The organism is Dysgonomonas mossii (assembly GCF_004569505.1).
Classification (GTDB): domain Bacteria; phylum Bacteroidota; class Bacteroidia; order Bacteroidales; family Dysgonomonadaceae; genus Dysgonomonas.
Genome location: NZ_SPPK01000001.1, coordinates 635,769 through 659,290, shown reverse-complemented (window position 1 = coordinate 659,290; position 23,522 = coordinate 635,769). Strand labels below are relative to the sequence as shown.

The following is a 23,522-nucleotide window of genomic DNA, read 5'->3' as shown; positions in this document are numbered from 1 at the left end:
TAAACATGAAAAGAACTTTTTTATTTACCATTACTTTAATCATATCAATGGTATATATCCATGCACAACAGGCATTGGGTGAGGGTTCGGAGATTACATCCCCGGAAGTACACAGTAATAATACTGTTACATTCCGTCTATATGCTCCGAATGCAAACACGGTAGAAATAACCGGAGATTGGATTCCTCGAGATAATTGGAAGCCGGGAATGGTAAGCCTTACTAAAGACGCAAAAGGGCTTTGGTCTTACACGACAGAAGCTTTACCTTCTGATCTTTATAGCTATTCATTCTTTGTAAACGGAGTAGAAACAAAAGACCCTAATAATGTATATCTCAACAGAGATGTAGCTACTGTATCTAATATATTTATAGTAGGTAACGGCAACGGAGATCTGTATAAAGTGCAAAACGTACCTCATGGTTCGGTTACTCGTCGTTGGTACGACTCTCCCGGAAATAATAAAACACGCCGCATTACAATCTATACTCCTCCGGGATATGAAACAGGTAAAGATAAATACCCTGTTTTATATCTACTACATGGAATGGGTGGAGATGAAGAAGCATGGATGGCTCTGGGGCGAACTTCACAGATCGTAGATAATCTTATTGCTCAAGGCAAAGCTAAACCGATGCTTATCGTGATGTCGAACGGAAATGTATCTCAAGAGGCTGCTCCCGGAGAATCGAGCTTAGGGTTTTACAAACCTATATTCCAGTTACCTCAAACCATGGATGGAAAGATGGAAGAAACATTTCCGGATATAATAAAATTCATAGAAAGCAATTACCGGGTCTACACAGACCGTTCGGAACGTGCTATAGCCGGTTTATCTATGGGAGGATACCATTCGCTGCATATCTCACGATATTATCCGAATACATTCGACTACATTGGTTTGTTTTCTCCTGCGATAAATCCGCCAAATAAGAATTCAAAAGTTTATGAAGATATTGATGGAACACTATCAGGACAAATAAATAATGGCTATAAACTTTATTGGATAGGAATAGGAAAGACAGACTTTTTATATAAAGATGTAGAAGCATTCAGAGCCAAGCTTGATAATATGGGTGCTAAATACACTTATGTAGAATCTGAGGGTGGACACACTTGGAGCAACTGGCGTGTATACTTATCAGAATTTTTGCCATTACTATTTAAGTAATTAAAATATAATATAAGTGACGGCTGTAAAAGATGAGACATTAATATTTTTTGCAGCCGTTCGACTTTTTGATCCACACGGAAAAACGATCCTCTTTAACTGCAAATTCTCCATAACCATACTTATCTATAAGTATATCATATTCTACATTCCCGGTTAAATCACACCAAACTTCGCCACCTCGGTGAATGCCAACATTCATCATTTTACTTCCATCTTCACCATTGGATATGAGTAAAGCCAGACCTGAATCTAAATGATCTGTATCACCCAGTCTCACAAAACCAACAATAGCTGCATGGTCAAAATAATCAACCTGATGACCGTATGCATATTTATGTCTCGTTTTTAGTAGTGTATCTATCGTTTTTCGATGATTGGATATTTTACCATTCACACCATAATAGTCTCCATAAAAAATACATGGATATCCGTCTTTCATTAATAATATCAAGGCGTATGCCGATGGCTTGAACCAATCTTCAACCTCAGACTCTAACGAACTTCCTTTCTGCGAATCGTGATTATCAACAAAAGTCACACCTAACTCAGAATGCATAACCGACAAAGAATCTTTTAATAGATTTCTCATATCATACTCTTTTTTCTTTCTGGAAGCATCGTACAGACTATAGTGTAAAGGCACATCGAAAAGATCGATGCTCTTATCCACCGCTTCCAAATAGTTATTTAAAGTATCTACATTACCACTCCAATATTCGCCTACCGCATAGAAATCTTCGCCTCTATTCATTCTAACCCACTGGATAAACTGTTTGATAAACTTATCATCCATATGTTTAATGGCATCCAAACGCATCCCATCAAGATTCAGTTCGTTAGCTACCCATACTCCCCAACGATTGAGTTCGGTAATGACTGCGGGATGATTCAAATCCAGATCGTTGTACATCAAGAAATCATAATTCCCGTGTTCTAAATCTACCCCCCTACTCCAATTCTTATTTTCACCTATAATTCGAAAAATACCGCTTCTCCTTTTTATATCATCGAACCCGACACCCGAAAAGTGATACCAATGCCACTTGAAACTAGAATATTTATCTGCGCGTCCAAAAAAATCATACCCCGTCCAAGCCTGTATCTCAAAATCATCAGAAATGTCACGATTTCTTTCTTCAGGATCTACTTCTCTAACTGTAAACTTTTCAGTATAATCCCCCTCTGCCTTATGATTCATCACAGCATCAAGGTATACAGAAATATTATATTTATGCAGCTCGGCAATCATAGACTTCAACTCTTCCTTCGTTCCGTATTTTGTCCTTACCGTATTATTCTGAAAGAACTCTCCCAGATCAAAGAGATCATACGTCGCATAACCCTCATCTTGTTGTTCATCAGCTTTGTAGGCAGGAGGTATCCAAACAGCAGTAATACCAATTTCATGTAGATGCCCGGCATCTGCACAAAGTTGCTTCCACAGTTTACCGTCATTTGGTAAGTTCCATTCGAAGTATTGCATCATCACTCCGTTTTTCATAATCTACGATAGCTTTGATTTCTTTATTCTACAAAAGTAGATTATTTTTCAAAAGCTTAGGACATCCCCCCATTCTAATGATTAAAATAGAACATATTTTTCAATAAAAATAGCAGCAAGTAAATTTACTTGCTGCTATTTTATCCTATATCTTATATCTTTATTATGGTGTATTAATACCGTTTAATTCAGCTTGTTTTATTGCCCACGCCAGTGCATTTGCAAAGAAAATTGAATTACAAACAGAATACATCATATTCATCCTAGAATCGATTTTATTTATGCCAAATCTAAATCTTTCAATTGGAAGCAATGTCCCGATTTCAAGTCTGAATGGCATTTTATCAGGACTGACAGGTATTGCTGGAACATAAGAGAAAAAGCCACCATCTCCTACATATATAAAATTTAGTTTTTTGTGCTTAAATGCTGTTACTGACTCAGTTTCATTTACAATTAACTCTCTAGTTGGAGTAAAACCATAACTATAAACGTCTATTTTATCGGAAGGGATTCCCTCCAATCCGCAAGTTGGAGACAAATCCTTACCCCAGTATCGTGTTCTCACATCACCAAATGGACCATTTAATATCTCATCATTTACCATTCCAAATTTATAAATAACTCCACCATTATGCATCCTCCTTTGGTAAATAGTCGTTTTACCAAATACAGCTCTCATTATATTGCCAACAGATCCTGCATCCTCACCACCATCACCATCGCTAAAGAGTAACACTACTCCTTTTTTGTTTATATAATCAGAGAGATATCCTGCTTGTTCTGCGCGAATATGAGTTACCCTGCCAATAATAACAATATCCGGTTTAGCATCTAATAGTGACTTTAAGGTTGCAGCCGGGGGAATTGAATCTGAAATAGATGTAATCTCAAATCCTTCTGAAGCTACAATACTGCTGGTAAGGGTTCCAAATGCCCGAGGATTATTCATTAAAACGTTCCCTCCTGATTGGTAATTAGCGACGTTATTGACGCCTTGACCTAAAGCTAATATTCTCTTTCTAGGGATCGATGTTGCAATAGTAGTTTCACATATTGACGCCGACTTCGTACTATTGGAAGTAATAGTCATCAACTTTTTTTTTGTATTGGTCGGTATCCCTGTGCCTATCAACCGGACTGTCTGATTTACAGATGTCAGTAACCCTTCTCCACTAAACGAAATTCCATCAACTTCATTCGTTCTTATGACATAAGTTGAACCAAGAGCTTCGCTATCAACCTTTAATGGTATATCTATGTAATGTTGACTAGCTATTAGAGAATAATTAACCTTATACACTCCCCCCACTTTAATATCTAAGCAGTTCATTAAGAATGAAGCTTTTTTTGAAGAATCAATAACATCTATATATTTTTCACATCCGGTTATTTCTTTACCATTAATATTTACTTTCATTAAATCCCCTGAAGTACCTGTCGTATGCTTGTTTGGAGTACCTGCACCGGGAACTGAGACATAATAATATCCGGTTGTTAAAAAGATTCCGCTCGTTGTAAAATAATAGCCATTGTCTTTATCTGATTTTGCAGAAATCGTATACCCACCGGGCTTAGTCACATGTAGAGGAATATTCATATAGTTTTCACTTTTTAGGGATACTCCATTCTGATATTGACCTAGAAAGAGTAAAGAATCACAGTTACCTAAAAGTGCAATGGCATTTCCCATTTTATATTGGAAACAATTCCACTGATTACCATCCCATTGATTAAGACCTCGGCACAGATCTTGACTTGCATCTTCTGTCAAATTATAAACAATAAGCCCGATATGCGCAATCTTAGCATCTTTATAAGCTTGGCTATTCAAATCCACTTCATCTTGTGTAGCAAAAGGAAGTAGTTGATCCTTTTTTTTCAATTCGACTCGAGGCAACAACAAGCCACCCTTCTCGGACGTTACCCCACCCAAATCATTTAAGCTTTGAGATGTCTTATCTCTAATTTGCAAAGTTGCATACTTTTCAGCAGGTTCACCTGCTCCTATAGTTACCTGAGAATAAATCTCCGTTATCCCTCCTGTAATATACAACAGAAAGAATAACAAAATTGATAGTTTTGTTTTCATAAGTTAATTAAATTAGTACAGTAGCAACTACAACTTTTCGAACAAAAAGTTGAAATAAATAGATTATATTTCTAATAGGATAAGTTAATTACTGTGCTATATATTTGTCTTCTCTATATTATGTTGTTTTGTATCGGATGCGAAATTAAGACATTTAGCAGACTTTTACAAATGTATTTACAAGAAAAGGATGAACAGTTCATCCTTTTCTTATAAATCATTATCTATTTATTAAAATTGTCTGAGAATTTTTATTTTTCAGGATATAAACTATTCCACCAAGCAGTATCCTCCTTTAGCCATTTACTAAACCAAGCCATTATAGAATTATTCCATTCCACACGTCTTTTATAATTTACTACTCCATGATTTTCATCTTTCACCTGAATAAATTCAACCGGTTTTCCGAGTATTTTGAGAGCCGTGTACATTTGAATGCTTTCTCCAATAGGAACATTCGTGTCAACAGTTCCGTGTGTCAACAAAAGAGGTGTTTTTATTTTATCTGCACTAAACAAAGGGCTCTGTTTAACATATAAGTCCGGATTATTCCAAGGATAACTATTGGCACTAGCCCCCGAACTATATGTATAACCCCAATATCCTTCACCCCAATAACTACTGATAGAGCTGATTCCGGCATGGGAAACAGCAGCAGCAAACATATCAGTCTGGGTTTGAAGATACATCGTCATAAAGCCGCCATACGAAGCTCCGATACAACCAATCTTCTTATCATTCACATACGGATGTTCTTTCACAAACTGCTTCGTTCCTTCTATTATATCTTCAGCAGTACGCTTTCCCCAAGCATTAACATGAAGAGCCGAAAACTTCTGTCCAAAGCCGGTAGCTCCACTTGGCTGCACAACATAAACAACATATCCCTGCGAAGCAAACACATGACCGGGATATGGTCCTTCGAATGTACGGGATGTAGGCATAGTACCACCATAATAATAAACAATCATCGGATATTTTTTCGTAGGATCAAAATTCGGCGGCAAGTAGAACATTCCTGTAATCTCTGCTCCGGCTGAATTTGTAAAATTCCAACCCTCAACCTTACCTAATGTCATTTGAGATAATCTTTCTTCATAAGGGTCGGCTATCCGGATCGACTTCTGGGTCTTAAGATCATAGATATAAGCTCTGGTAGAGTTAGATACGCTAACACCGGCGTAAATACCTAAAAGGGCATTCCCCGCAGTACTAAATGTACGAATAACTTCTTCGTCTAAAGGAAGTTTAGAAAATGCTTTAGTCGAAAGATTATAAGTATACATATTCACACAATCTTTATCCGTTGTACGAAAGTATATAAGGTTATCTTTTTTATTCCAAAAATAGGTATCAATACTGGGATTAAAATCTTTAGTTATCGGATCTATCTTTTTCGTTTCTAAATCCATTATGAAAGCCAAAGTATTATAACTATTCGCAACCTGCCCTTCATCAATATTCAATCCTATACCATGAAATGCTTCACCGGCTCCCGCAACAAGGATTTTCTTTCCATCAGGGGAAAATGATGCACTATATGCAAAGTCTTCTTTTGTCCAAAGAGTATCAACGGTCATAGTTGACAAGTCGAGTTTATACATAGAATTTGTACTGAAGGGCCTGCTAGTAATAGTCTCTTCTGATATTGAAATCAATAATTGCTTCGAATCTGCACTTATATCATTCAGCGATGTAGAATGAGAGCCAAATGTCAATTGTTGACTTAGCCCTGTAGCCAAATCATATTTATATATAAAAGACCTGTTTCCATAACCGGATTGACGATCCTCTGGTGACCTTAAAAGCTTCAGATCACTTTTATTTTCAGCTTCTTTCTCAAGCTTGGTATAGAATAGAGTTTTTTCATCAGGCGAAAACATAATACTTTCATCCGGTATGTTCTTTGCGAGAACAGCTTCCTGCAATGTTGCAGGATCTATTGCCCTTAGCTCTGAGCCTGAGTCATCTTTAGAAACATAAAACATTTTCTCGCTCTTGGGCATCCAGGCGAGCTGGCTTTTACGACCGTCGGCATCAATCAAGAGACTACTACGAGTCTTCAGGTTATATAACTCAGTGGTTGTAACACTTTTTTCTCCAAATGTTTCTCTATAAGATAGCAAGGCATATTGTCCTCCTGCTGATAAACTTACATTTGTCACTCGTTTCCCCAGAAGCATGTCTGAGAAGTTTACATTTCGGTTTACAGTATTTGACATTGTAAAATTAGAGACAGAATCAGTTTTTTCGTTTTCTATTTCAATTTTCAAAGTAGGGGGTACTTCATCTTTAGCCGAAGCCAAGAGTTTTATTACGACGCGATTTTGTAGAGGATAAGGATTTATCGAAGCCGTAATATCCTTTTTGTCAGACCGAAAAGTTTTTTCTTTTGTTATTTTTGAAGCAGCCAGCTTTCCATCAATGTATATCTCCAACATATTAGGACTAGTCACCCTCAATGTTCCCTTCGCATATCTATCTGAAGTAATATAAAATGATATCAATTGCAAAGAGAAGGCTCCATCCTGCGGTTTTTCAGGATATAAAAAACCATCACTATCGGCTTTCAGTGGCCTTACAAAAGCAGACTGCTCAGGTATTGAAATCGACATTTTTAGCAAATCTGATTCAGAAAACTTTTCTCCTTTCAGGTTTACACTATCAATCTTTAGTGGGTTTACGATTGCTACCGGAGGGGTGGTATATGCCTGTAATAAGCACTCTTTTTCCTGCCCAAACAAAGTGACTGCGACAATAAAATTGAGCAATAGAATAACTGACCTGAACTTCATATCTTTATTTTTAGTGTTTTTATATACTACAAATGTACAAATTATAGAATGAGTTTGTGTTTCTTCATAAATCTGATTTTTGAAATATTTCATATCATACCTTTAACAAATTAGATTACTTTTTAATATTATATTTATTATCTTTGTGTGTCTAATAGTAAAGCCTAAACAAAACTAAGAAAATGAAATTCTCCTCTTATGTAATATCTAGTATAATACTTATTATCATATGTTTATCCTGTTCCGATGAGTCTATAAGATTATATCATCCTCCGCAAGAAGATCCTGAACCTGAGCCCGAAATACCTGAATATTATTGGTTATTAAAAACGGTTACTTATCCGGAAGATAATCCCGGGTTTTCTTTTCGTTATAGTCAGGAATTTACATATACAGATAATGATTTGATGAAAACGATACAAAGTTCTAACATCAAAGATTCTGCAATAGTAGTAGACTATATAAGCGACAAAAAAGTATCATATTCCAGATTAATAAAACAAAGCGAGTCTACAATATATTATGATAGCTTGTTAGTCTTTCGTAATGATAAAAAGCAAGCTGAATATGCTTTACATGTAAGACACACAGAAAGAACATCAAACGGAAAGATCTCCAAACAGGTGACTATCAACGACTCTACCACATTTATTTATGATGATGCGGGATATATCAAACAGCTTGATCATTATGACAAAACTGGTGTTACCTCATCTTTGAATTATACTGAAAACTACACTATTAAGGATGGAAATATAACAGAGATCACAACATCTAAAGGATACAGGTTTGTGTATACATACGATGATAAGGAATACGCAGCACCATCAGACTATTGCTATGAGATGCCACGCAATACATTCAATATGGCAAGTACATGTTGGCTAATGGCAAGTCTTCCGTTTCTGTCGGAGCATATGGGTACAAAAAATAAAAACAATATTATCCAAGCAGAAATTATCCAAATGGAAGGGGAAAGAAAGTATGCTGATATAAAATACAATTATACTTTTGACGAAAACAACCTTGTTTCTCAAATCGTGATGTCTGGAACAACAAAGTACAATAAAACATTTGAGAATTATATAACTTCATTCTCATACATTCAAAAAGAGAAAAAGAAAAATTAAAAAAATATACAAATGTCCCCTGATTGCAAGTAATGAGGACAGAGATGAAATTCTATTTTCATCACCCAATTAGGGCAAGACTAAGGTTAATAGCCATATAGCGAAAGTTACTTTCCATGAGAAAGGTGGACTATCTTTCCTGTTATTTTATCTATCTTAATTTCTGAAACGCCACCTTTTCCTCCATCTTTTGATGACCCGACAACAGTCCATATATTATTTTCAAGACTTACCAATAAAGGTTTTTCAGAATCGACTATTTTTGCTCCATACATAATCTTTAATTCAGATTCCGCTCTTTGTAAAACGCTTTCTATAGTGGGATAGGCAGATGTATCAATGGTTAACGGATTAGGCTTAACAGAAGCTTCTTCAAAAGGAATACTTCTAAGAGATCTACTTTTGGAGTGATATAGGGGAATGGACACAATAAGCCCGATTAGACATACAGCGAACACAGACGATCGGTTACTCATAATTTATACTATTAGCGGTTAATATTCAATACCTTTTATTTAGTAGAGATTTATTCGTTTGATTTTCCATAAAAGAATAAAAAAACGCTGAAAGTATTTTCAGCGTTTCTAATCAATATGTCTTTCTCCTCTATTTTTCCAATAACCTAAGAAGCAATTCGGGCTCATCTGTTGTTATAAAATCCAGTTTTAATTTGAGCATTGCTTGCATATCCTCTTCTTTATTCACCGTCCAAGCATTAGTAAGCAAACCCATTGACTTCGCCTTATCGGCTAATTCCGGATCTTTCTGAAATAATGAGTAATGAAAATCAATACCATCTATATTTGCTGCTTTTAATTCCTCCAAACTTTTATCGGATCCTAAATAAAGTACCTTTGCTGCAGGGTCTAATTCTTTAACTCGAGTAAGGTATTGCATACCGAAAGATATATAATCTACCCACGCCTGAGCTTTCATACGATGTACCAAATGCACAACAGAGTCAGCGATAGCCTTTCCTTTATTTGTTCCTTTTATTTCTATGATTAGTTTTGTTTTATTTTGTGTTTTTATATAGTTGATATACTCTTCTAGAGTTGGTACAAAATCTCCATTCTTCAATGCTACAGCAGACAATTCTGCTGCTGTAGTTGATTCAACATCCTTCCCGCCTATCGAAGGATCGTGTGAAAGCACAACAACATCGTCTGATGACATCCATACATCCAGTTCTGAGCCTTCACAACCTATCTCTACTGCATGTTTCAATGAGCTCATCGAATTATGGCTAAAATCACGATCTTTCCAAGCTCCTCTGTGAGCAATTACCTTGTTGTGTAAAAACTCATCTTTTACCAGCTCGAATGATTTTTCGGCGTTTCCGTCTTTCAATATTACCTTATAAGAAATAGGCGAATTTGCAGTTAACAGTTTTCCTTTCTTTAACCTTATATTTTTTTCTTTATCGATTTCAAATAGTCCGAAAGGATCTTTTAATGTAATCTTTTCATTTCGCTCTGAAATGACTTTTCCTATCACAGCACCCTTTTTATTTACCGGGATAGTATAACTATCCAATACAAGAAATTGGTTCTGAGAGTATGTATGGATAAAACAAACACTTAGCAATACGAATAACAAAATAACTTTTTTCATAATAAAAATCTCATCTTTTATATTGACTTGTAAAGATACCAATAATCTTTTTTTCGCTGAAAGTTTAAATTGGATATATTGTACAATAAGCCCTCTTTTTGCTTATCACGCCTACAATCTCAAACAGAAGTGCGCTATACTGAGTTAAAGGATAAGATAGAGATACTAATAATGACATCGAGGACACTATTTTTAAACATGTTGACACTTTTAGTTAGTAGCATTTTATTACCTTTGTTTCAAAAATATAATTATCATGAGCACTTATTCTGGTTTTCAAAAGTACCTACAAAACGAATTAGCTGACATTCAGTCAGCAGGATTATATAAAAACGAACGTATTATTGTATCACCTCAGGGTGCTGCAATCAAAGTAAATACCGGACAAGAAGTCCTTAATTTCTGCGCAAATAATTATCTGGGATTATCTAACAATAAGGAACTTATACAAGCAGCCAAAGATGCTATGGATGAACGTGGTTTTGGCGTTTCTTCCGTGCGTTTTATTTGTGGAACACAAGATCTGCATAAACAATTGGAAGCAGCTATTGCTAAATTCTTCGGCACAGAAGATTCAATTTTATATGCAGCATGCTTCGATGCCAACGGTGGAGTGTTCGAACCTCTTTTGAACGAACAAGATGCTATAATTTCTGACTCACTAAATCATGCTTCAATAATAGATGGTGTACGCCTATGTAGGGCTGTACGGTATCGTTATGCAAACGCAGATATGGCAGATCTGGAAAAACAATTGCAAGCAGCCAAAGCCCAACGTTTCCGAATAATAGTGACCGATGGAGTTTTCTCTATGGATGGCAATGTGGCTCCGATGGATAAAATATATGAACTGGCACAAAAATATGATGCCATGATTATGATCGACGAATCGCACTCTGCGGGAGTGGTGGGTAAAACAGGACGCGGTACAACCGAACTATTTAATCTTCGTGGAAAGGTAGAAATCATTACGGGCACGCTTGGCAAATCCTTCGGTGGGGCTATTGGCGGCTTTACGACAGGAAAGAAAGAAATCATCGACATGTTGCGCCAACGTTCCCGCCCTTATTTATTTTCAAACTCTATTCCTCCGGCTATAGCTGCAGCAGGTATTAAAATGTTTGAAATGATGGATCGCACAAATGAGTTGCAAGACAAGCTCCATGCTAACACCGATTATTTTGTAGAAAAAATGAAAGCAGCAGGGTTTGATATCAAACCTACTCAGTCTTCTATCTGTGCCGTAATGCTCTATGATGCAAAACTATCTCAGGATATGGCTGCAAAATTATTAGACGAAGGTATTTATGTTACAGGCTTCTACTATCCTGTAGTACCTAAAGATTTAGCTCGTATCCGTGTGCAAATATCAGCAGGACACGAAAAAGAACATCTCGATAAATGTATCGCCGCATTTACGAAGGTAGGAAAAGAACTGGGCGTTATTAAGTAAGTGGAATATTGAAACAAGATACAACTAAACAATCACCCTTTTACAATTAGATTTTTCTTTTATGAAAAACATTCTTATCGTAGGCAGTACGGGCCAGATAGGCTCGGAATTAAGTATTAAATTACGCTCTATTTATGGAGAGAGTAATGTTATCTGCGGATATTACAAACCTCCTTTTCCTGAAAACTTTTTCGAATCGGGCCCTACTGTAGAAATAGATGCTACAGACATACAGCAAATAGCTGACGCAGTAAAAAAATACAAAATTGATACTATTTACAATCTGGCAGCAATATTATCAGCTACAGCCGAAAAAAATCCTAAGTTAGGGTGGGATGTCGGAGTAAATAGCCTGATGAATTGCCTCGATGTAGCACGCGAATTTGGTTGTGCCGTTTTTACTCCAAGTTCTATAGGTGCTTTCGGTCCTAACACACCAAAAGACAAGACACCTCAAGACACTATCCAACGTCCGAATACAGTGTATGGAATTACGAAAGTAATGGGTGAACTACTTAGTGACTATTATTATACCAGATGGGGAGTAGACACTCGCTCAGTACGTTTTCCGGGCATCATATCCAACCTTACTCATCCCGGTGGAGGTACAACAGACTATGCCGTTGAGATATATTACAATGCAGTAAGAGAGGAAAAATTTATATGTCCTCTTAAGCCGGGAACATTCATGGACATGATGTATATGCCCGATGCTCTAAATGCAGCAATAAATATAATGGAAGCCGATCCGACAAAACTTATCCATCGAAACTCGTTCAATATTGCATCTATGAGCTTCGACCCGGAAATGATCTATACAGCAATAAAGAAACATTACCCTAGCTTCGTAATGGAATACGAAGTAGACCCTCTAAAACAAGCTATAGCAGATTCATGGCCAAACTCACTTGACGACACTTGCGCCCGTCACGAATGGGGATGGCGTCCTGAATATGATCTGGAGAAAATGACTGCTGATATGATAAAAGTTTTGAAGGAAAGAGAAGTGTTTTTAAACGCCTAACATAGAGAACTCGTTTAGCGATAATTAAAACTTAAAAACTCCCTGCTTATACAAGATGTTAAGCAGGGAGTTTTTTCATTCCCTATCTCTATAAAAAATTTCGGTTATTTTGTTGCACAATCAAAATATATCATATTACTTTGTATTTCAAAGTAAATATTATGGATACAAATTTAGATGATATAAAACACATACGTTCCATGATGGAACGTTCGAGCAAATTCTTATCGATCAGCGGTATGTCTGGTGTTATGGCAGGTACATTTGCAATATTGGGTGCTATATTGGCTTATTTTGTATTGATAGGCAAATTTACTTTTACAGGGAATCTTCTATATGATCTTATTTTGATTGCCACGGTTGTACTCATTAGTGCTGTTGCAGTGGGATTATATTTCTCAGCTCGTAAGGCTAAAAAAAGCAATTCAAAACTTTGGATGCCTGTAACGTTAGAGATAGCTAAAGATTTTAGCGTGCCATTAGTATCAGGAGGTCTATTATCCATTATCCTTATTTACAAAGATGTTTACTTTATGGTAGCACCGTGCATGCTCATCTTTTACGGACTAGGGCTCATAGCTGCCGGTTCTCGCACATTCCGTGATGTAAAGGTATTAGGAGCATGCGAAATAATATTGGGATTGGCTGCAGCTATAACTGTAGGCTATGACCTTATATTTTGGGGAATAGGTTTTGGTATTTTACACATTGTATATGGCATACTCATTCATTACAAATATGATGTAAAATCAGAGAAAAACGGTTGATTATGAAAGATATTATATCAGGATTGAATAAAATCTTCGACAGCCGCATCCGATTAGGTATAATGTCGGTACTAATGGTAAATGACAGTGTAGACTTCAATACAATGAAAGAGCTGCTTGACGTTACCGACGGAAATCTGGCCAGCCACTTGAAGGCTTTAGAAAAAGAGGAAGTAATTGAGGTCAGAAAACAATTTCTGGGAAGAAAACCCAATACATCTTACAAGGTAACTCCTCTGGGGCAGAAACTATTTAAAGAACATATAGACGCTCTCGAGAGATTACTTAATCCTCTGTCGTAATTTTTTTTTATTTATAAACTTTGAATTTCAAAGAACTTTTATATATATTATTAATTTAATTATTTATGAAAACAAAATTCGATATCGGAGTGAACATGATTTTTGTAAAAGTCATTGTTGTTACAGTTTTAATTGCCGTTATGCTATTACCGATCAATCTGGTAAGATCACTCGTTGAAGAACGCGAAGGGAATCAGAAAGCAGTTCAAGACGAAATAAGCCAGAAATGGAGTGGGATTCAAACTATATCAGGTCCTGTATTGGTACTCCCTGTACTGAGCGAGACTGATAAAAATCAAAATGTAATTACCAATTATGCTTATTTCCTTCCCGACAGCTTCAACGTTGAAGGAAATATAAAAACAGAAGAACGCTCTCGCACACTCTTCAAGACATTGCTATATCAGTCTAATTTGCATGTAAGTGGAACTTTCTCTCTACCAGACTATGCTAAGTTAAACATAAAACCCGAGCAAGTAATGTGGGATAAAGCTTTCGTCCTGATTGGTATCACGTATCTGCAAGGGATTAAGAATAAAATTGTTTTTAATGTAAATGGAAAGCCACAGATCGTTCAACCGGGGATCAAGAATAATTCTTGTGTAAGTTCGGGAGTGACAGTTGAAACACCTTTAGATCCCGCTATCAACAGTTACGATTTCAATTTCGAACTGGCTCTAAATGGAAGCGAAGGATTATACTTCAACCCTGTGGGAAAAGAAAGTACCATACACCTTAAATCGTCATGGAATACCGTATCTTTTGATGGCAACTTCTTACCTACAGAACGCACCGTGAATAAAGACGGCTTTGATGCAAAGTGGGATATATTTGATTACAACCGTAATTATGTACAAATGTGGGTTGGAGATAACGACGTATTAAAATCATCTGCCTTAGGTGTAGATATGAAATTCCCGGTTGATAAATACCAGATGACAATGCGTTCGGTAAAATATGCAATCATGTTTATAGTATTCACTTTTGTTGTGTTTTTCTTAGTTGAACTTCTTAGCCGAAAAAGGATTCACCCTGTACAATATTTATTGGTAAGCAGTGGGCTCGTTATATTCTATGTACTATTACTTGCGATATCAGAGCACCTCAGTTTTGGTTTATCATATCTGATTTCGAGTTCTGCAACTACTATCCTCATTTCCTTATATTCAATAACAATGTTTCGGAGCACCAAACAAGCAGGTATGATGGGGCTATTCCTTGCGGGACTATATACCTATCTGTATATAGTATTACAATTGGAAAACCTCTCTTTGCTATTCGGAGCTATTGGCCTATTTATAGCATTAGCTATCGTAATGTTTGTATTGAGAAGAGTAAATTGGTACAATGATGATAATAAATCAGACCAAATAGCAGACGAGGATTCTAATCATAATTAAAAGATGAAAATAGTAGTATAAATTAAGTTTAAAATTAATCTAGGCCTGTCTCCTATTTTCGGTGACATACCCAACTCTTTAAGCCGTGTGAGTAAGATATATAATATCTCACTCACACGGCTTTCTTTATTATTCATATATCATTTTTTCAATAATGAACGAACAAAACAGTTAATTAAAGTTAATTATTCAATAACACAAAACGCATAAAAAACTATATATCAACAACATAAATAAAACATACAATTTACCCATAGGTACTATGTATTGCATGGTACTTATATTTATTTATATATTTGCATTACAAACAACATTGTATAGGATAATATTAGGTAATAGAATACAAAAAAACAAATAGTCTAAAATATGAAAAAGGTTATTGAAGTAAGTATAGGAGGCATCAATTTCACAATGGAAGACGATGCATATTTCAGATTAAAAGATTATCTGAAACGATTCGAAGAAACTATTCCAGACAAACAGGAAGCTCGTGAAGTAATGGAAGATGTTGAAGCTCGTGTAGCTGAGATATTGCAAAAAGAAATGAAATATTCAAATCAAGTTGTAGACATGAAACAAGTACAAACAGTAATAGACCATTTAGGCGAAGTAGACTCTAAATCGTCAGAACAGGAAACTGAATATAAAAATTATAAAAGCTCAGATAAAGAATATACAAGAGGAGATAAACGCATGTATAGAGATATTGACGAAAAAATGGTATCAGGTGTATGTAGCGGGTTAGCGCTATACCTTGGTATCGACGTAACTATCATCAGGGTGATTTTTGCAGCTACTTCTTTCTTGTATGGTACCGCCATCCTTGTATACTGTGTTCTTTGGATTGTAATGCCTAGAGCTATAAGTGTAGCTCAGAAGCTGGAGCTGAGAGGTTATGCTCCGACAGCCGAAAACATTAGAAGATTTACATCACAACACAAATAATTGAACAATATGGAAACTATAAATGTAGACAATATAAAGGCTCAGATGCGTAAGGGCATATTAGAATATTGTATCCTCAGTATTCTATCTAAAGGAGACGCATACGTATCAGATATAATAAATGAACTGAAAGATTCGGAGATGATTGTAGTTGAAGGAACATTATATCCGTTACTTACCCGACAAAAAAATCAAGGACTACTCTCTTACAGATGGGAAGAATCGACACAAGGGCCACCCCGCAAATATTATGCAATCACAGAAAAAGGAAATGCCGTATTAGGAGAATTGGATGGCGCTTGGACTGATCTGGTAAGAGTAATAGACAATATTAGAAATAAATAAAATCTGATAACAATGAAACCAACAATTAGAGTTAGCATAGGAGGTTTAGCTTTCAATCTCGAAGAAGATGCATTCCGTGTCCTCGACGATTACCTGAAAGCCTTAAGAAGGCATTTTGAAAAGAATTCAGAATCGGGAGAAATCATATCTGACATCGAACTTCGTTTGAGCGAATTATTACAAATGCGTGTAAGCTCGGCTGATGGGGTCGTATCTATGGCGGATGCGTTGGATATTATAAAAATTATGGGAAGCCCAAAAGACTTTGACGATGCTCCGCAAGAAGAATACACTGAAGAAGATTCTGAAAAGAAATCGTTTGGTAAATCAGACTATGCAACCGACGACACACAAGATTTGTTCAAGAAAAAGCTATACAGAGACACTGACAACAAATTTATTGGTGGAGTGTGTAGCGGATTGGGGCACTATTTCAGAATAGACACAACTATCATGCGTCTTATATTCTCGGGAATATTCCTTTTCTTATTATTCTTCATGCACAAAGGTCCGTCATGTATGGTGATAGTGTTGATATATGGTATACTATGGGCAGTAATGCCTGCGGCTCACTCTTTCAAGCAAAAACTATCAATGACCGGATCGGATCCTTCTATTTCAAATATTGAAGAAGACCGGACTCAATCAGCCCGAAAATATAAAGGTAGCTCCTTGGCTTCGGCAATAGGTATTCTTGTGAATGTATTCATTGGTATTTTAGCTGTAATCTTGTTTCTCATCATCATTGCGATGATTGGTTCCTTTATTTGGTTGTATTTTGACACAACAATCCTAGGTCTGAATAATTATCTTATACTATTAGGATTAAGTTCGATTAATTTAAAGATTGCATTCTTATTAGCATCTTTAATTCCACTAATGGGGCTACTATCTCTAATGATTAAAATCTTGAAAAGATCTCCATTTACAACTCAGACATTAATAAGTTTTGTTATAGGATTTGTATTATGGTTAGGGGCTTCTTTTTATTTAGGAAATACCGGATTTAAATTCGGATTAAACCATCGTCACACTGCGGAAGCTGTTGAGAGTGTAGATGCAAATACAACCTCAGATTCCCTATACGTAAAATTGGGTAGCGAATATTTAAGCGCAGAATCACAACCGAACAATCCATTTGTTTTATATACCGGATCTTCGGACAATAAAAAGCTGTGTGTGTTACCTTCGATACAAACCAGTGTGGATACAACATTAACTAATTATGTAATTGAAATACATAAGAAGAATTTCGCAGACAATGAAATGACGGCTAAAAGAAAAGTTGAAGATTTACACTTAGATTACACCCTGACTGATTCTTTATTAACGATTAATCCTACATGGCATACAAATTCAAATCCATGGAGTTTAGAAACGTTTGAGATTGTGATAAAAACGCCACGTGATAAGAAAGTTATAAAAGAATATCCCTTAAACAGATCTTATAAAGATTTCAATATAAATATAAACAGATATGGTTATAATCGTTGTTTTTACAATTTTACTATTGATTGAAGTCATAATAGAACATCTTATATAAAAGATGCATTACCTACTGAATGATAATAGATAATAAGTTTGGTGTTAAGAAATCGGATAAATCTTTTTGTCCGATTTTTTATCGAAAAAGATGCAACATTTTAGCTATTTTTACGTTTAATATATGTACATTTGTAAATTATTATTAATATTAAAGCTGTGAAAGCGAAATTTTTAACATATATACTGATGGCCTTTTCTATAGGTCTCTTTATGCTGTCTTGTGATGGAGACGAAAACCCACCTACAAGCACCATAGAAGGGCATTGGATATATACAGCAACAAAAGTTGATATCTCCGTCACAGACCCGGCGTTAAAAGCAAAAGTTGAAGAATACATCAAACAAAATGTAATATCCGAGCATACAAGCTATGAATTTAAGAATGATAAGACCTATTATTATTATCTTAATTTCGCAGACCCGCTAAAAGGTAAATATAAAATGCAGGATAAAGATTATGCAACACTGGATGACTCAAGGGGATTAAAGAAAGTAATTTGCGAAGATCCTTTGATTTACGTTCAATCTGATTTGAAAAGCCAAATTGCAAAAGATTTAAAAATCAGTGAAAGCAAGATCATAGAAGCTACAATTACAGAAGTTTTCGAAAAAGGGTTGAAACCCTCGAATTAGAGAATATCATACAAACCTAAAATAAAACCTCAAAAGCTTCATTCTGCTTTTGAGGTTTTATTTTTTATATCAATACAAACGTTTAATCTTTCTTTGATCCAATCCACGTTGCCTTTTTCCAGATATATTCCAGAGGCCCATGCTTGTGGTTTTTCATCCACCAACAAGAGAATATATATTGTACTATAAATATTCCTACTCCGATGAGAAAAGACATTGTTATACTCACAGATAAACCAAGTCCCCAACTGTAAAATATAGCTCCACCGAGCAAAGATTGAGTTATATAATTGGTAAGGCTCATTTTACCATAAGGTATCAACTTTCTTAATAAGGATTGCCCTTTTTCAGTAGAATAATAAACAATAAGGACTAATGATACAAGGAAAAACAGAAATGAAACATTGGCAAAAGATTGAACTATTATACCCAAAGGCTCTAAAACTGCTTTATTTTCAATAAAGCCCGGAAGCATAAGAGTCAGCCCCTTGAGAGGGAAAAAGCAAACAACTCCAAGAATTAGCATACGAACCCATTTGCGCATATTGGTTTCGGGATGAAGGAAAAATTCTGTACGCCCTATAAGCATTCCGAACAAGAAAAGTCCGGCAACCTGACAAAAACGTCCATTTTCCCATGCCCACATAAAGCTGCCCCATTCTCCATGATGCAACATTACATTAAATATCTCACTCAAACTTGCCGATTTATCTATCAAGATAGGATTTAACTTACCATAATGGTATCCTACCATACTTTCGCCCATTACATAGTCCGGATTAACCAAAGCATATATCACCCGCCCCCACTCTATAGGCTGAAGAATAAAGATTGTAGCTATAATCAATACAGTCTTGGTAGACAAACGCGCTGTTAATATAAGCACAATACCAATGAGTGAAAACATCACCAGAACATCGCCTGTATAGAAAAGAGAATTGATCATTCCCCAAACAAAAAGTAAAACTAAACGCCATAAAAAACGAGGGCGAAAATCGTTACCTCTTTTCAACTGATTATTATCTTGAATAAAAAAACTAAAGCCAAATAATAAGGCAAATATACCATAAGCTTTTCCTGCAAAAATAAAAAAGGTAGAATCAAACAGAACCGAATCCAAAAACTTCATAAATGGAGCATCTATCGGAGTAAAATTGAAAAGATTATAGTTTTCGAGGCTATGTACTAACACTATGCCTAGTACCGAAAGACCTCTCAGGGCATCGGCAACATCAATACGGTGGACACTTTTTGTCATTTTTCTAAAATATGTTTTTTGGTATTAAAATTCGAAATACAAAATTGCACTCTCTGCATGATGCGACAAAGATAATATTTTATATAAAAAGAAAAAGCATGAGACTATAGACTAGCCTCATGCTTTACAAAAAATATCTTTCTCTTTTAATCCCAGATATGCTTTTTACTAAGAGCATATTTGCCACCACCGGTAAACACTAAAGCCAAAGCCCCAAAGAAGTACAATCCTTGCAATTCCAGCATCCAGCCTCCGGTCTCATTTAGCGAGAATACATCACCGCTATGAGCGAGCGAAACTGCAACCAACATATTAAATACAAATATCGCTGCAGCAACACGTGTACCGTATCCGAAAATTATAAACAAAGGTGCTATAATCTCTCCAACATACACTCCATAAGCGATAAAAGAAGGTAGTCCTGCACCCTTTACCATTTGTTCTATCATTCCTGCCCCATGTGATAATTTAGCTATCCCATGCAAGAGCATTAATATACCCACACTTAATCTTAGAATAAGTAGTCCTAAATCTGTATTACGTTCTAATGTTTTCATCAATATATACTGTTACTATTTACATTACAGATATAAAACAATGAAAAGTTAAATTAGTTCACATGAGAGTTATTTTCTATTTAGGTAATTCAAATGAAATAGGCAACATCACCTGCTTTGTGACAGGCACCCCATCTTTCAATCCGGGAATCCATTTAGGCATTTTCTTTATCAAATAATAAGCTTCTTCATTACAATCCGGAAACACGCCTTTAAACAACCATATCTTTGATATCTCACCTTCTGCCGACACCTCTATATTAAATATAACCCGACCTTCTATTCCATATTTAATGGCACGCTTCGGATATTTCATATTAGTCTTCAAGTAAGTATCTAGTGCCTCCTGCCCTCCCGGATATTGAGGATCAGTGTTTAAAGAGTCAGACTCTTGAACAATCTGTTTTTCTTCTATCTGTGTCAAGGTATCTGTCGGAATCATTACCAAAGATGACTCATTTGTTAATTTCTGCTCTTCGTTTTTAGGCTGTTCCTTTGCTTGTGCTATTAACGCATCGGTCAACTTGAAAGTGACAGAAAGATGCTGAGTGAAATCCACAGGATTACCATCAAGCAAGGCAGGCGACCATTTGGGCATCGCTTGCAAAACACGTATAACCTCGTCATCTGCATCCGGATCAAATCCTCTTACTATTTCTACATCTTTTACACTTCCATCTTTAGCTACGTTGAACTTCAATTCCAGATCCCCTTCCATCTTTATTTTTATCAAAATAGGAGGATATTTTATATTAGTCTCTAAAAATTCGTATAACGCCTTCTCGCCATCCTTATAGAGAGGAGGAATAACACCATTTAATGACGATGTTTCTTTTGTCAAAAGCTTTGCAGTAATAGCCTTCTGTGAATAAACAGGGGTTAATATACAAAACAAGAATATAAGTAAGGCAGTATGTACAAATTTCATTTTTGGCTCTTTTTTACAAACAAATATATACAAATTACTCAAGTCTAGTATGTATTTATATTTTATTAAACCCGTAAAATATATTTATGTTAATATTAACGTTTTTAATATTTGGAAACAATATTTTTAACAATACTATATATATCTTTACAGCCAAATAAAAAAACAATATGTGTGGAATTGTAGGATATATTGGCTTTAGAGAAGCCTACCCCATTTTGATAAAAGGTTTACATAGACTAGAGTATAGAGGTTATGACAGTGCCGGAGTAGCAATAATAAATAGCGAAGACAACCTTTCGGTATACAAAACAAAAGGCAAAGTACAGCACCTTGAGGAATATACGAAAGGAAAAGACACAACCGGCACAATCGGCATAGCACATACCAGATGGGCCACACATGGCGAACCGAGCAACTGCAATGCACATCCCCACTACTCTCAATCAGAATCTTTAGCCCTCATACACAATGGAATCATAGAAAACTATGCAGTACTTAAGGCTCAGCTAACACAAAACGGATACAGTTTTCAAAGCAGTACCGACACGGAAGTACTGGTACAGCTAATTGAATATATCAAAAGCTTAAATAATTGCGATCTGTTTACAGCAGTTCAAATTGCACTCAATCAGGTAGTAGGTGCATACGCCATAGCAGTGATAGAAAAAGGAAAGCCCGACCAGATAATTGCAGCACGCAAAAGCAGCCCGCTAGTTATCGGAATTGGTGATGGCGAGTTTTTCATCGGATCAGATGCTTCTCCTATCATAGAGTATACCAACAAGGTTATTTATTTGGATGATGAAGAAATAGCTATACTCAAAAGAGATAAAGAGCCTAAGATAATTACGATCTCCAACATACAGAAAACACCAGAGATCAAACAATTGGAAATGAATCTCAGCCAACTCGAACGTGGCGGCTATCCGCACTTTATGCTAAAAGAAATATTCGAGCAGCCTGATACGCTCCAAAACTGTATGAGCGGGCGCATTAATATAGAAGGCACGAACATAACTCTATCGGGGATAATAGACCATAAAGAAAAATTCATAAATGCACGACGTATCATTATCATCGCATGTGGAACTTCATGGCACGCCGGACTAATAGGAGAATACTTATTCGAGGAGTTTTGCCGCATTCCCGTTGAAGTAGAGTATGCCTCAGAATTTAGATATAGAAATCCTGTTATCTATGCCGACGACATCGTAATCGCTATTTCTCAATCGGGAGAAACTGCCGATTCACTTGCAGCAATCGAGTTGGCACGCAAAGCCGGAGCTTTTGTATATGGAGTATGCAATGTTGTAGGATCATCAATTCCTCGCAACACCAATTCGGGCTCATACACGCATTGTGGACACGAAATAGGAGTAGCATCGACCAAAGCGTTCACAGCACAGGTTACAACCCTCATATTAATGGCCTTGACTATTGCGAAAGAGAAAAAGGTGATAGAGGACGAAAAATATATAGAAATCACCAAAGAGCTTCTGTCTATTCCGTCAAAAATAAAAAAAGTTTTATCAAGCAATGAAAAGATTAAGGAACTATCCAATATCTTTACTTATGCACAAAACTTTATTTACCTCGGTCGTGGATACAATTATCCTATAGCTTTGGAAGGGGCCCTCAAGCTAAAAGAGATATCGTACATACATGCCGAGGGTTATCCGGCAGCCGAAATGAAACACGGACCAATAGCGCTCATAGACAATGAGATGCCGGTGGTAACGATTGCAACTCATAGTGCCATATACGACAAAGTAGTCAGCAACATACAAGAAATAAAGGCCAGAAGAGGCAAAGTGATAGCCATAATAAACGAAGGCGATGAAACGATGAAGTCAATAGCCGACCATTATATTGAAATACCTACGACAATAGAATGCCTCGACCCTTTATTAACCGTCATACCCCTACAACTACTTGCCTATCATATTGCTGTAAATAAAAACAGAGATGTAGATATGCCGCGCAATTTGGCAAAATCGGTAACGGTTGAATAGACTGCTTGTTTTCACAATATATATTAAGTTTTGAATCCGATAT

At 36.1% G+C, this 23,522-nt stretch carries 20 protein-coding genes; 12 read left to right on the top strand and 8 right to left on the bottom strand.

Annotated features, from left to right (window positions below; translation table 11 throughout):
* Positions 1-5 precede the first annotated feature (5 nt).
* Positions 6-1,172 (top strand): esterase, encoded by a 1,167-nt coding sequence (locus tag E4T88_RS02960; RefSeq protein WP_185146720.1) that lies wholly within the window; start codon positions 6-8, stop codon positions 1,170-1,172.
* Between the two features lie 40 nt (positions 1,173-1,212).
* Here the strand turns inward: E4T88_RS02960 and E4T88_RS02955 are convergent, their stop codons facing one another.
* The 3 genes from E4T88_RS02955 to E4T88_RS02945 form a co-directional block, all read right to left on the bottom strand.
* Positions 1,213-2,676, bottom strand: a complete 1,464-nt coding sequence (locus E4T88_RS02955; protein ID WP_135103980.1) for an alpha-amylase — start codon at positions 2,674-2,676, stop codon at positions 1,213-1,215.
* Positions 2,677-2,839: 163 nt separating this feature from the next.
* A complete protein-coding gene (locus E4T88_RS02950) occupies positions 2,840-4,768 on the bottom strand; it encodes a phage tail-like protein (protein WP_135103979.1) in 1,929 nt (642 codons plus the stop codon).
* A 251-nt stretch (positions 4,769-5,019) separates the two neighbouring features.
* On the bottom strand, positions 5,020-7,563 hold the full coding sequence (locus E4T88_RS02945; protein ID WP_135103978.1) for a S9 family peptidase: 2,544 nt from the start codon (positions 7,561-7,563) through the stop codon (positions 5,020-5,022).
* Positions 7,564-7,745: 182 nt separating this feature from the next.
* On the opposite strand from E4T88_RS02945, the gene E4T88_RS02940 reads away from it, so the two are divergent.
* The gene (locus E4T88_RS02940; RefSeq protein WP_135103977.1) at positions 7,746-8,693 is read left to right on the top strand and encodes a hypothetical protein; all 948 of its coding nucleotides are present in this window, start codon (positions 7,746-7,748) and stop codon (positions 8,691-8,693) included.
* Between the two features lie 107 nt (positions 8,694-8,800).
* On the opposite strand, the gene E4T88_RS02935 is transcribed toward E4T88_RS02940, so the two are convergent.
* Positions 8,801-9,169 (bottom strand): NTF2 fold immunity protein, encoded by a 369-nt coding sequence (locus E4T88_RS02935; RefSeq protein ID WP_135103976.1) that lies wholly within the window; start codon positions 9,167-9,169, stop codon positions 8,801-8,803.
* A 130-nt stretch (positions 9,170-9,299) separates the two neighbouring features.
* Positions 9,300-10,307, bottom strand: coding sequence for a glycerophosphodiester phosphodiesterase (locus E4T88_RS02930; RefSeq protein ID WP_135103975.1), 1,008 nt, complete (start codon positions 10,305-10,307; stop codon positions 9,300-9,302).
* Positions 10,308-10,563: 256 nt separating this feature from the next.
* Here E4T88_RS02930 and kbl point away from each other — a divergent pair, with 256 nt between their 5' ends.
* The 9 genes from kbl to E4T88_RS02885 all read left to right on the top strand — a co-directional run bounded on the left by kbl (position 10,564) and on the right by E4T88_RS02885 (position 18,721).
* Positions 10,564-11,760, top strand: a complete 1,197-nt coding sequence (kbl, locus tag E4T88_RS02925; RefSeq protein ID WP_135103974.1) for a glycine C-acetyltransferase — start codon at positions 10,564-10,566, stop codon at positions 11,758-11,760.
* A gap of 61 nt (positions 11,761-11,821) precedes the next feature.
* Positions 11,822-12,784 carry an NAD-dependent epimerase/dehydratase family protein gene (locus E4T88_RS02920; RefSeq protein ID WP_135103973.1) on the top strand — a complete coding sequence of 321 codons (963 nt, stop codon included), beginning with the start codon at positions 11,822-11,824 and terminating at the stop codon, positions 12,782-12,784.
* Positions 12,785-12,945: 161 nt separating this feature from the next.
* The gene (locus tag E4T88_RS02915) at positions 12,946-13,551 is read left to right on the top strand and encodes a hypothetical protein (protein WP_135103972.1); all 606 of its coding nucleotides are present in this window, start codon (positions 12,946-12,948) and stop codon (positions 13,549-13,551) included.
* A 2-nt stretch (positions 13,552-13,553) separates the two neighbouring features.
* On the top strand, positions 13,554-13,853 hold the full coding sequence (locus E4T88_RS02910; RefSeq protein WP_135103971.1) for a winged helix-turn-helix domain-containing protein: 300 nt from the start codon (positions 13,554-13,556) through the stop codon (positions 13,851-13,853).
* A gap of 65 nt (positions 13,854-13,918) precedes the next feature.
* On the top strand, positions 13,919-15,253 hold the full coding sequence (gene creD / locus E4T88_RS02905) for a cell envelope integrity protein CreD (protein WP_135103970.1): 1,335 nt from the start codon (positions 13,919-13,921) through the stop codon (positions 15,251-15,253).
* 366 nt (positions 15,254-15,619) lie between these two features.
* Positions 15,620-16,198, top strand: coding sequence for a PspC domain-containing protein (locus E4T88_RS02900; protein WP_135103969.1), 579 nt, complete (start codon positions 15,620-15,622; stop codon positions 16,196-16,198).
* A 9-nt stretch (positions 16,199-16,207) separates the two neighbouring features.
* Positions 16,208-16,543: a PadR family transcriptional regulator gene (locus tag E4T88_RS02895; protein WP_006842604.1), complete on the top strand. Its 336-nt coding sequence runs from the start codon at positions 16,208-16,210 to the stop codon at positions 16,541-16,543.
* Between the two features lie 12 nt (positions 16,544-16,555).
* Positions 16,556-18,061, top strand: coding sequence for a PspC domain-containing protein (locus E4T88_RS02890; protein WP_135103968.1), 1,506 nt, complete (start codon positions 16,556-16,558; stop codon positions 18,059-18,061).
* Positions 18,062-18,244: 183 nt separating this feature from the next.
* Positions 18,245-18,721, top strand: a complete 477-nt coding sequence (locus E4T88_RS02885) for a hypothetical protein (RefSeq protein ID WP_260393661.1) — start codon at positions 18,245-18,247, stop codon at positions 18,719-18,721.
* Positions 18,722-18,803: 82 nt separating this feature from the next.
* On the opposite strand, the gene E4T88_RS02880 is transcribed toward E4T88_RS02885, so the two are convergent.
* The 3 genes from E4T88_RS02880 to E4T88_RS02870 form a co-directional block, all read right to left on the bottom strand.
* A complete protein-coding gene (locus E4T88_RS02880) occupies positions 18,804-19,979 on the bottom strand; it encodes a DUF418 domain-containing protein (protein WP_135103967.1) in 1,176 nt (391 codons plus the stop codon).
* 146 nt (positions 19,980-20,125) lie between these two features.
* Positions 20,126-20,536, bottom strand: coding sequence for a DoxX family protein (locus tag E4T88_RS02875; protein WP_135103966.1), 411 nt, complete (start codon positions 20,534-20,536; stop codon positions 20,126-20,128).
* Positions 20,537-20,612: 76 nt separating this feature from the next.
* Positions 20,613-21,464 (bottom strand): energy transducer TonB, encoded by an 852-nt coding sequence (locus E4T88_RS02870; protein ID WP_135103965.1) that lies wholly within the window; start codon positions 21,462-21,464, stop codon positions 20,613-20,615.
* Between the two features lie 170 nt (positions 21,465-21,634).
* Here E4T88_RS02870 and glmS point away from each other — a divergent pair, with 170 nt between their 5' ends.
* The gene (gene glmS, locus E4T88_RS02865) at positions 21,635-23,479 is read left to right on the top strand and encodes a glutamine--fructose-6-phosphate transaminase (isomerizing) (protein WP_135103964.1); all 1,845 of its coding nucleotides are present in this window, start codon (positions 21,635-21,637) and stop codon (positions 23,477-23,479) included.
* The last annotated feature ends 43 nt before the right edge of the window (positions 23,480-23,522 follow it).

What these genes read in the sequence shown, in the direction of transcription:
- glmS (WP_135103964.1), top strand. Translation starts at nt 21,635, where the DNA reads ATGTGTGGAATTGTAGGATATATTGGCTTTAGAGAAGCCTACCCCATT.
- E4T88_RS02890 (WP_135103968.1), top strand. Translation starts at nt 16,556, where the DNA reads ATGAAACCAACAATTAGAGTTAGCATAGGAGGTTTAGCTTTCAATCTC.
- E4T88_RS02920 (WP_135103973.1), top strand. Translation starts at nt 11,822, where the DNA reads ATGAAAAACATTCTTATCGTAGGCAGTACGGGCCAGATAGGCTCGGAA.
- creD (WP_135103970.1), top strand. Translation starts at nt 13,919, where the DNA reads ATGAAAACAAAATTCGATATCGGAGTGAACATGATTTTTGTAAAAGTC.
- E4T88_RS02945 (WP_135103978.1), bottom strand. Translation starts at nt 7,563, where the DNA reads ATGAAGTTCAGGTCAGTTATTCTATTGCTCAATTTTATTGTCGCAGTC.
- E4T88_RS02895 (WP_006842604.1), top strand. Translation starts at nt 16,208, where the DNA reads ATGGAAACTATAAATGTAGACAATATAAAGGCTCAGATGCGTAAGGGC.
- E4T88_RS02875 (WP_135103966.1), bottom strand. Translation starts at nt 20,536, where the DNA reads ATGAAAACATTAGAACGTAATACAGATTTAGGACTACTTATTCTAAGA.
- E4T88_RS02950 (WP_135103979.1), bottom strand. Translation starts at nt 4,768, where the DNA reads ATGAAAACAAAACTATCAATTTTGTTATTCTTTCTGTTGTATATTACA.
- E4T88_RS02880 (WP_135103967.1), bottom strand. Translation starts at nt 19,979, where the DNA reads ATGACAAAAAGTGTCCACCGTATTGATGTTGCCGATGCCCTGAGAGGT.
- E4T88_RS02960 (WP_185146720.1), top strand. Translation starts at nt 6, where the DNA reads ATGAAAAGAACTTTTTTATTTACCATTACTTTAATCATATCAATGGTA.
- E4T88_RS02900 (WP_135103969.1), top strand. Translation starts at nt 15,620, where the DNA reads ATGAAAAAGGTTATTGAAGTAAGTATAGGAGGCATCAATTTCACAATG.
- E4T88_RS02870 (WP_135103965.1), bottom strand. Translation starts at nt 21,464, where the DNA reads ATGAAATTTGTACATACTGCCTTACTTATATTCTTGTTTTGTATATTA.
- E4T88_RS02955 (WP_135103980.1), bottom strand. Translation starts at nt 2,676, where the DNA reads ATGAAAAACGGAGTGATGATGCAATACTTCGAATGGAACTTACCAAAT.
- E4T88_RS02940 (WP_135103977.1), top strand. Translation starts at nt 7,746, where the DNA reads ATGAAATTCTCCTCTTATGTAATATCTAGTATAATACTTATTATCATA.
- E4T88_RS02935 (WP_135103976.1), bottom strand. Translation starts at nt 9,169, where the DNA reads ATGAGTAACCGATCGTCTGTGTTCGCTGTATGTCTAATCGGGCTTATT.
- kbl (WP_135103974.1), top strand. Translation starts at nt 10,564, where the DNA reads ATGAGCACTTATTCTGGTTTTCAAAAGTACCTACAAAACGAATTAGCT.
- E4T88_RS02930 (WP_135103975.1), bottom strand. Translation starts at nt 10,307, where the DNA reads ATGAAAAAAGTTATTTTGTTATTCGTATTGCTAAGTGTTTGTTTTATC.
- E4T88_RS02910 (WP_135103971.1), top strand. Translation starts at nt 13,554, where the DNA reads ATGAAAGATATTATATCAGGATTGAATAAAATCTTCGACAGCCGCATC.
- E4T88_RS02915 (WP_135103972.1), top strand. Translation starts at nt 12,946, where the DNA reads ATGGATACAAATTTAGATGATATAAAACACATACGTTCCATGATGGAA.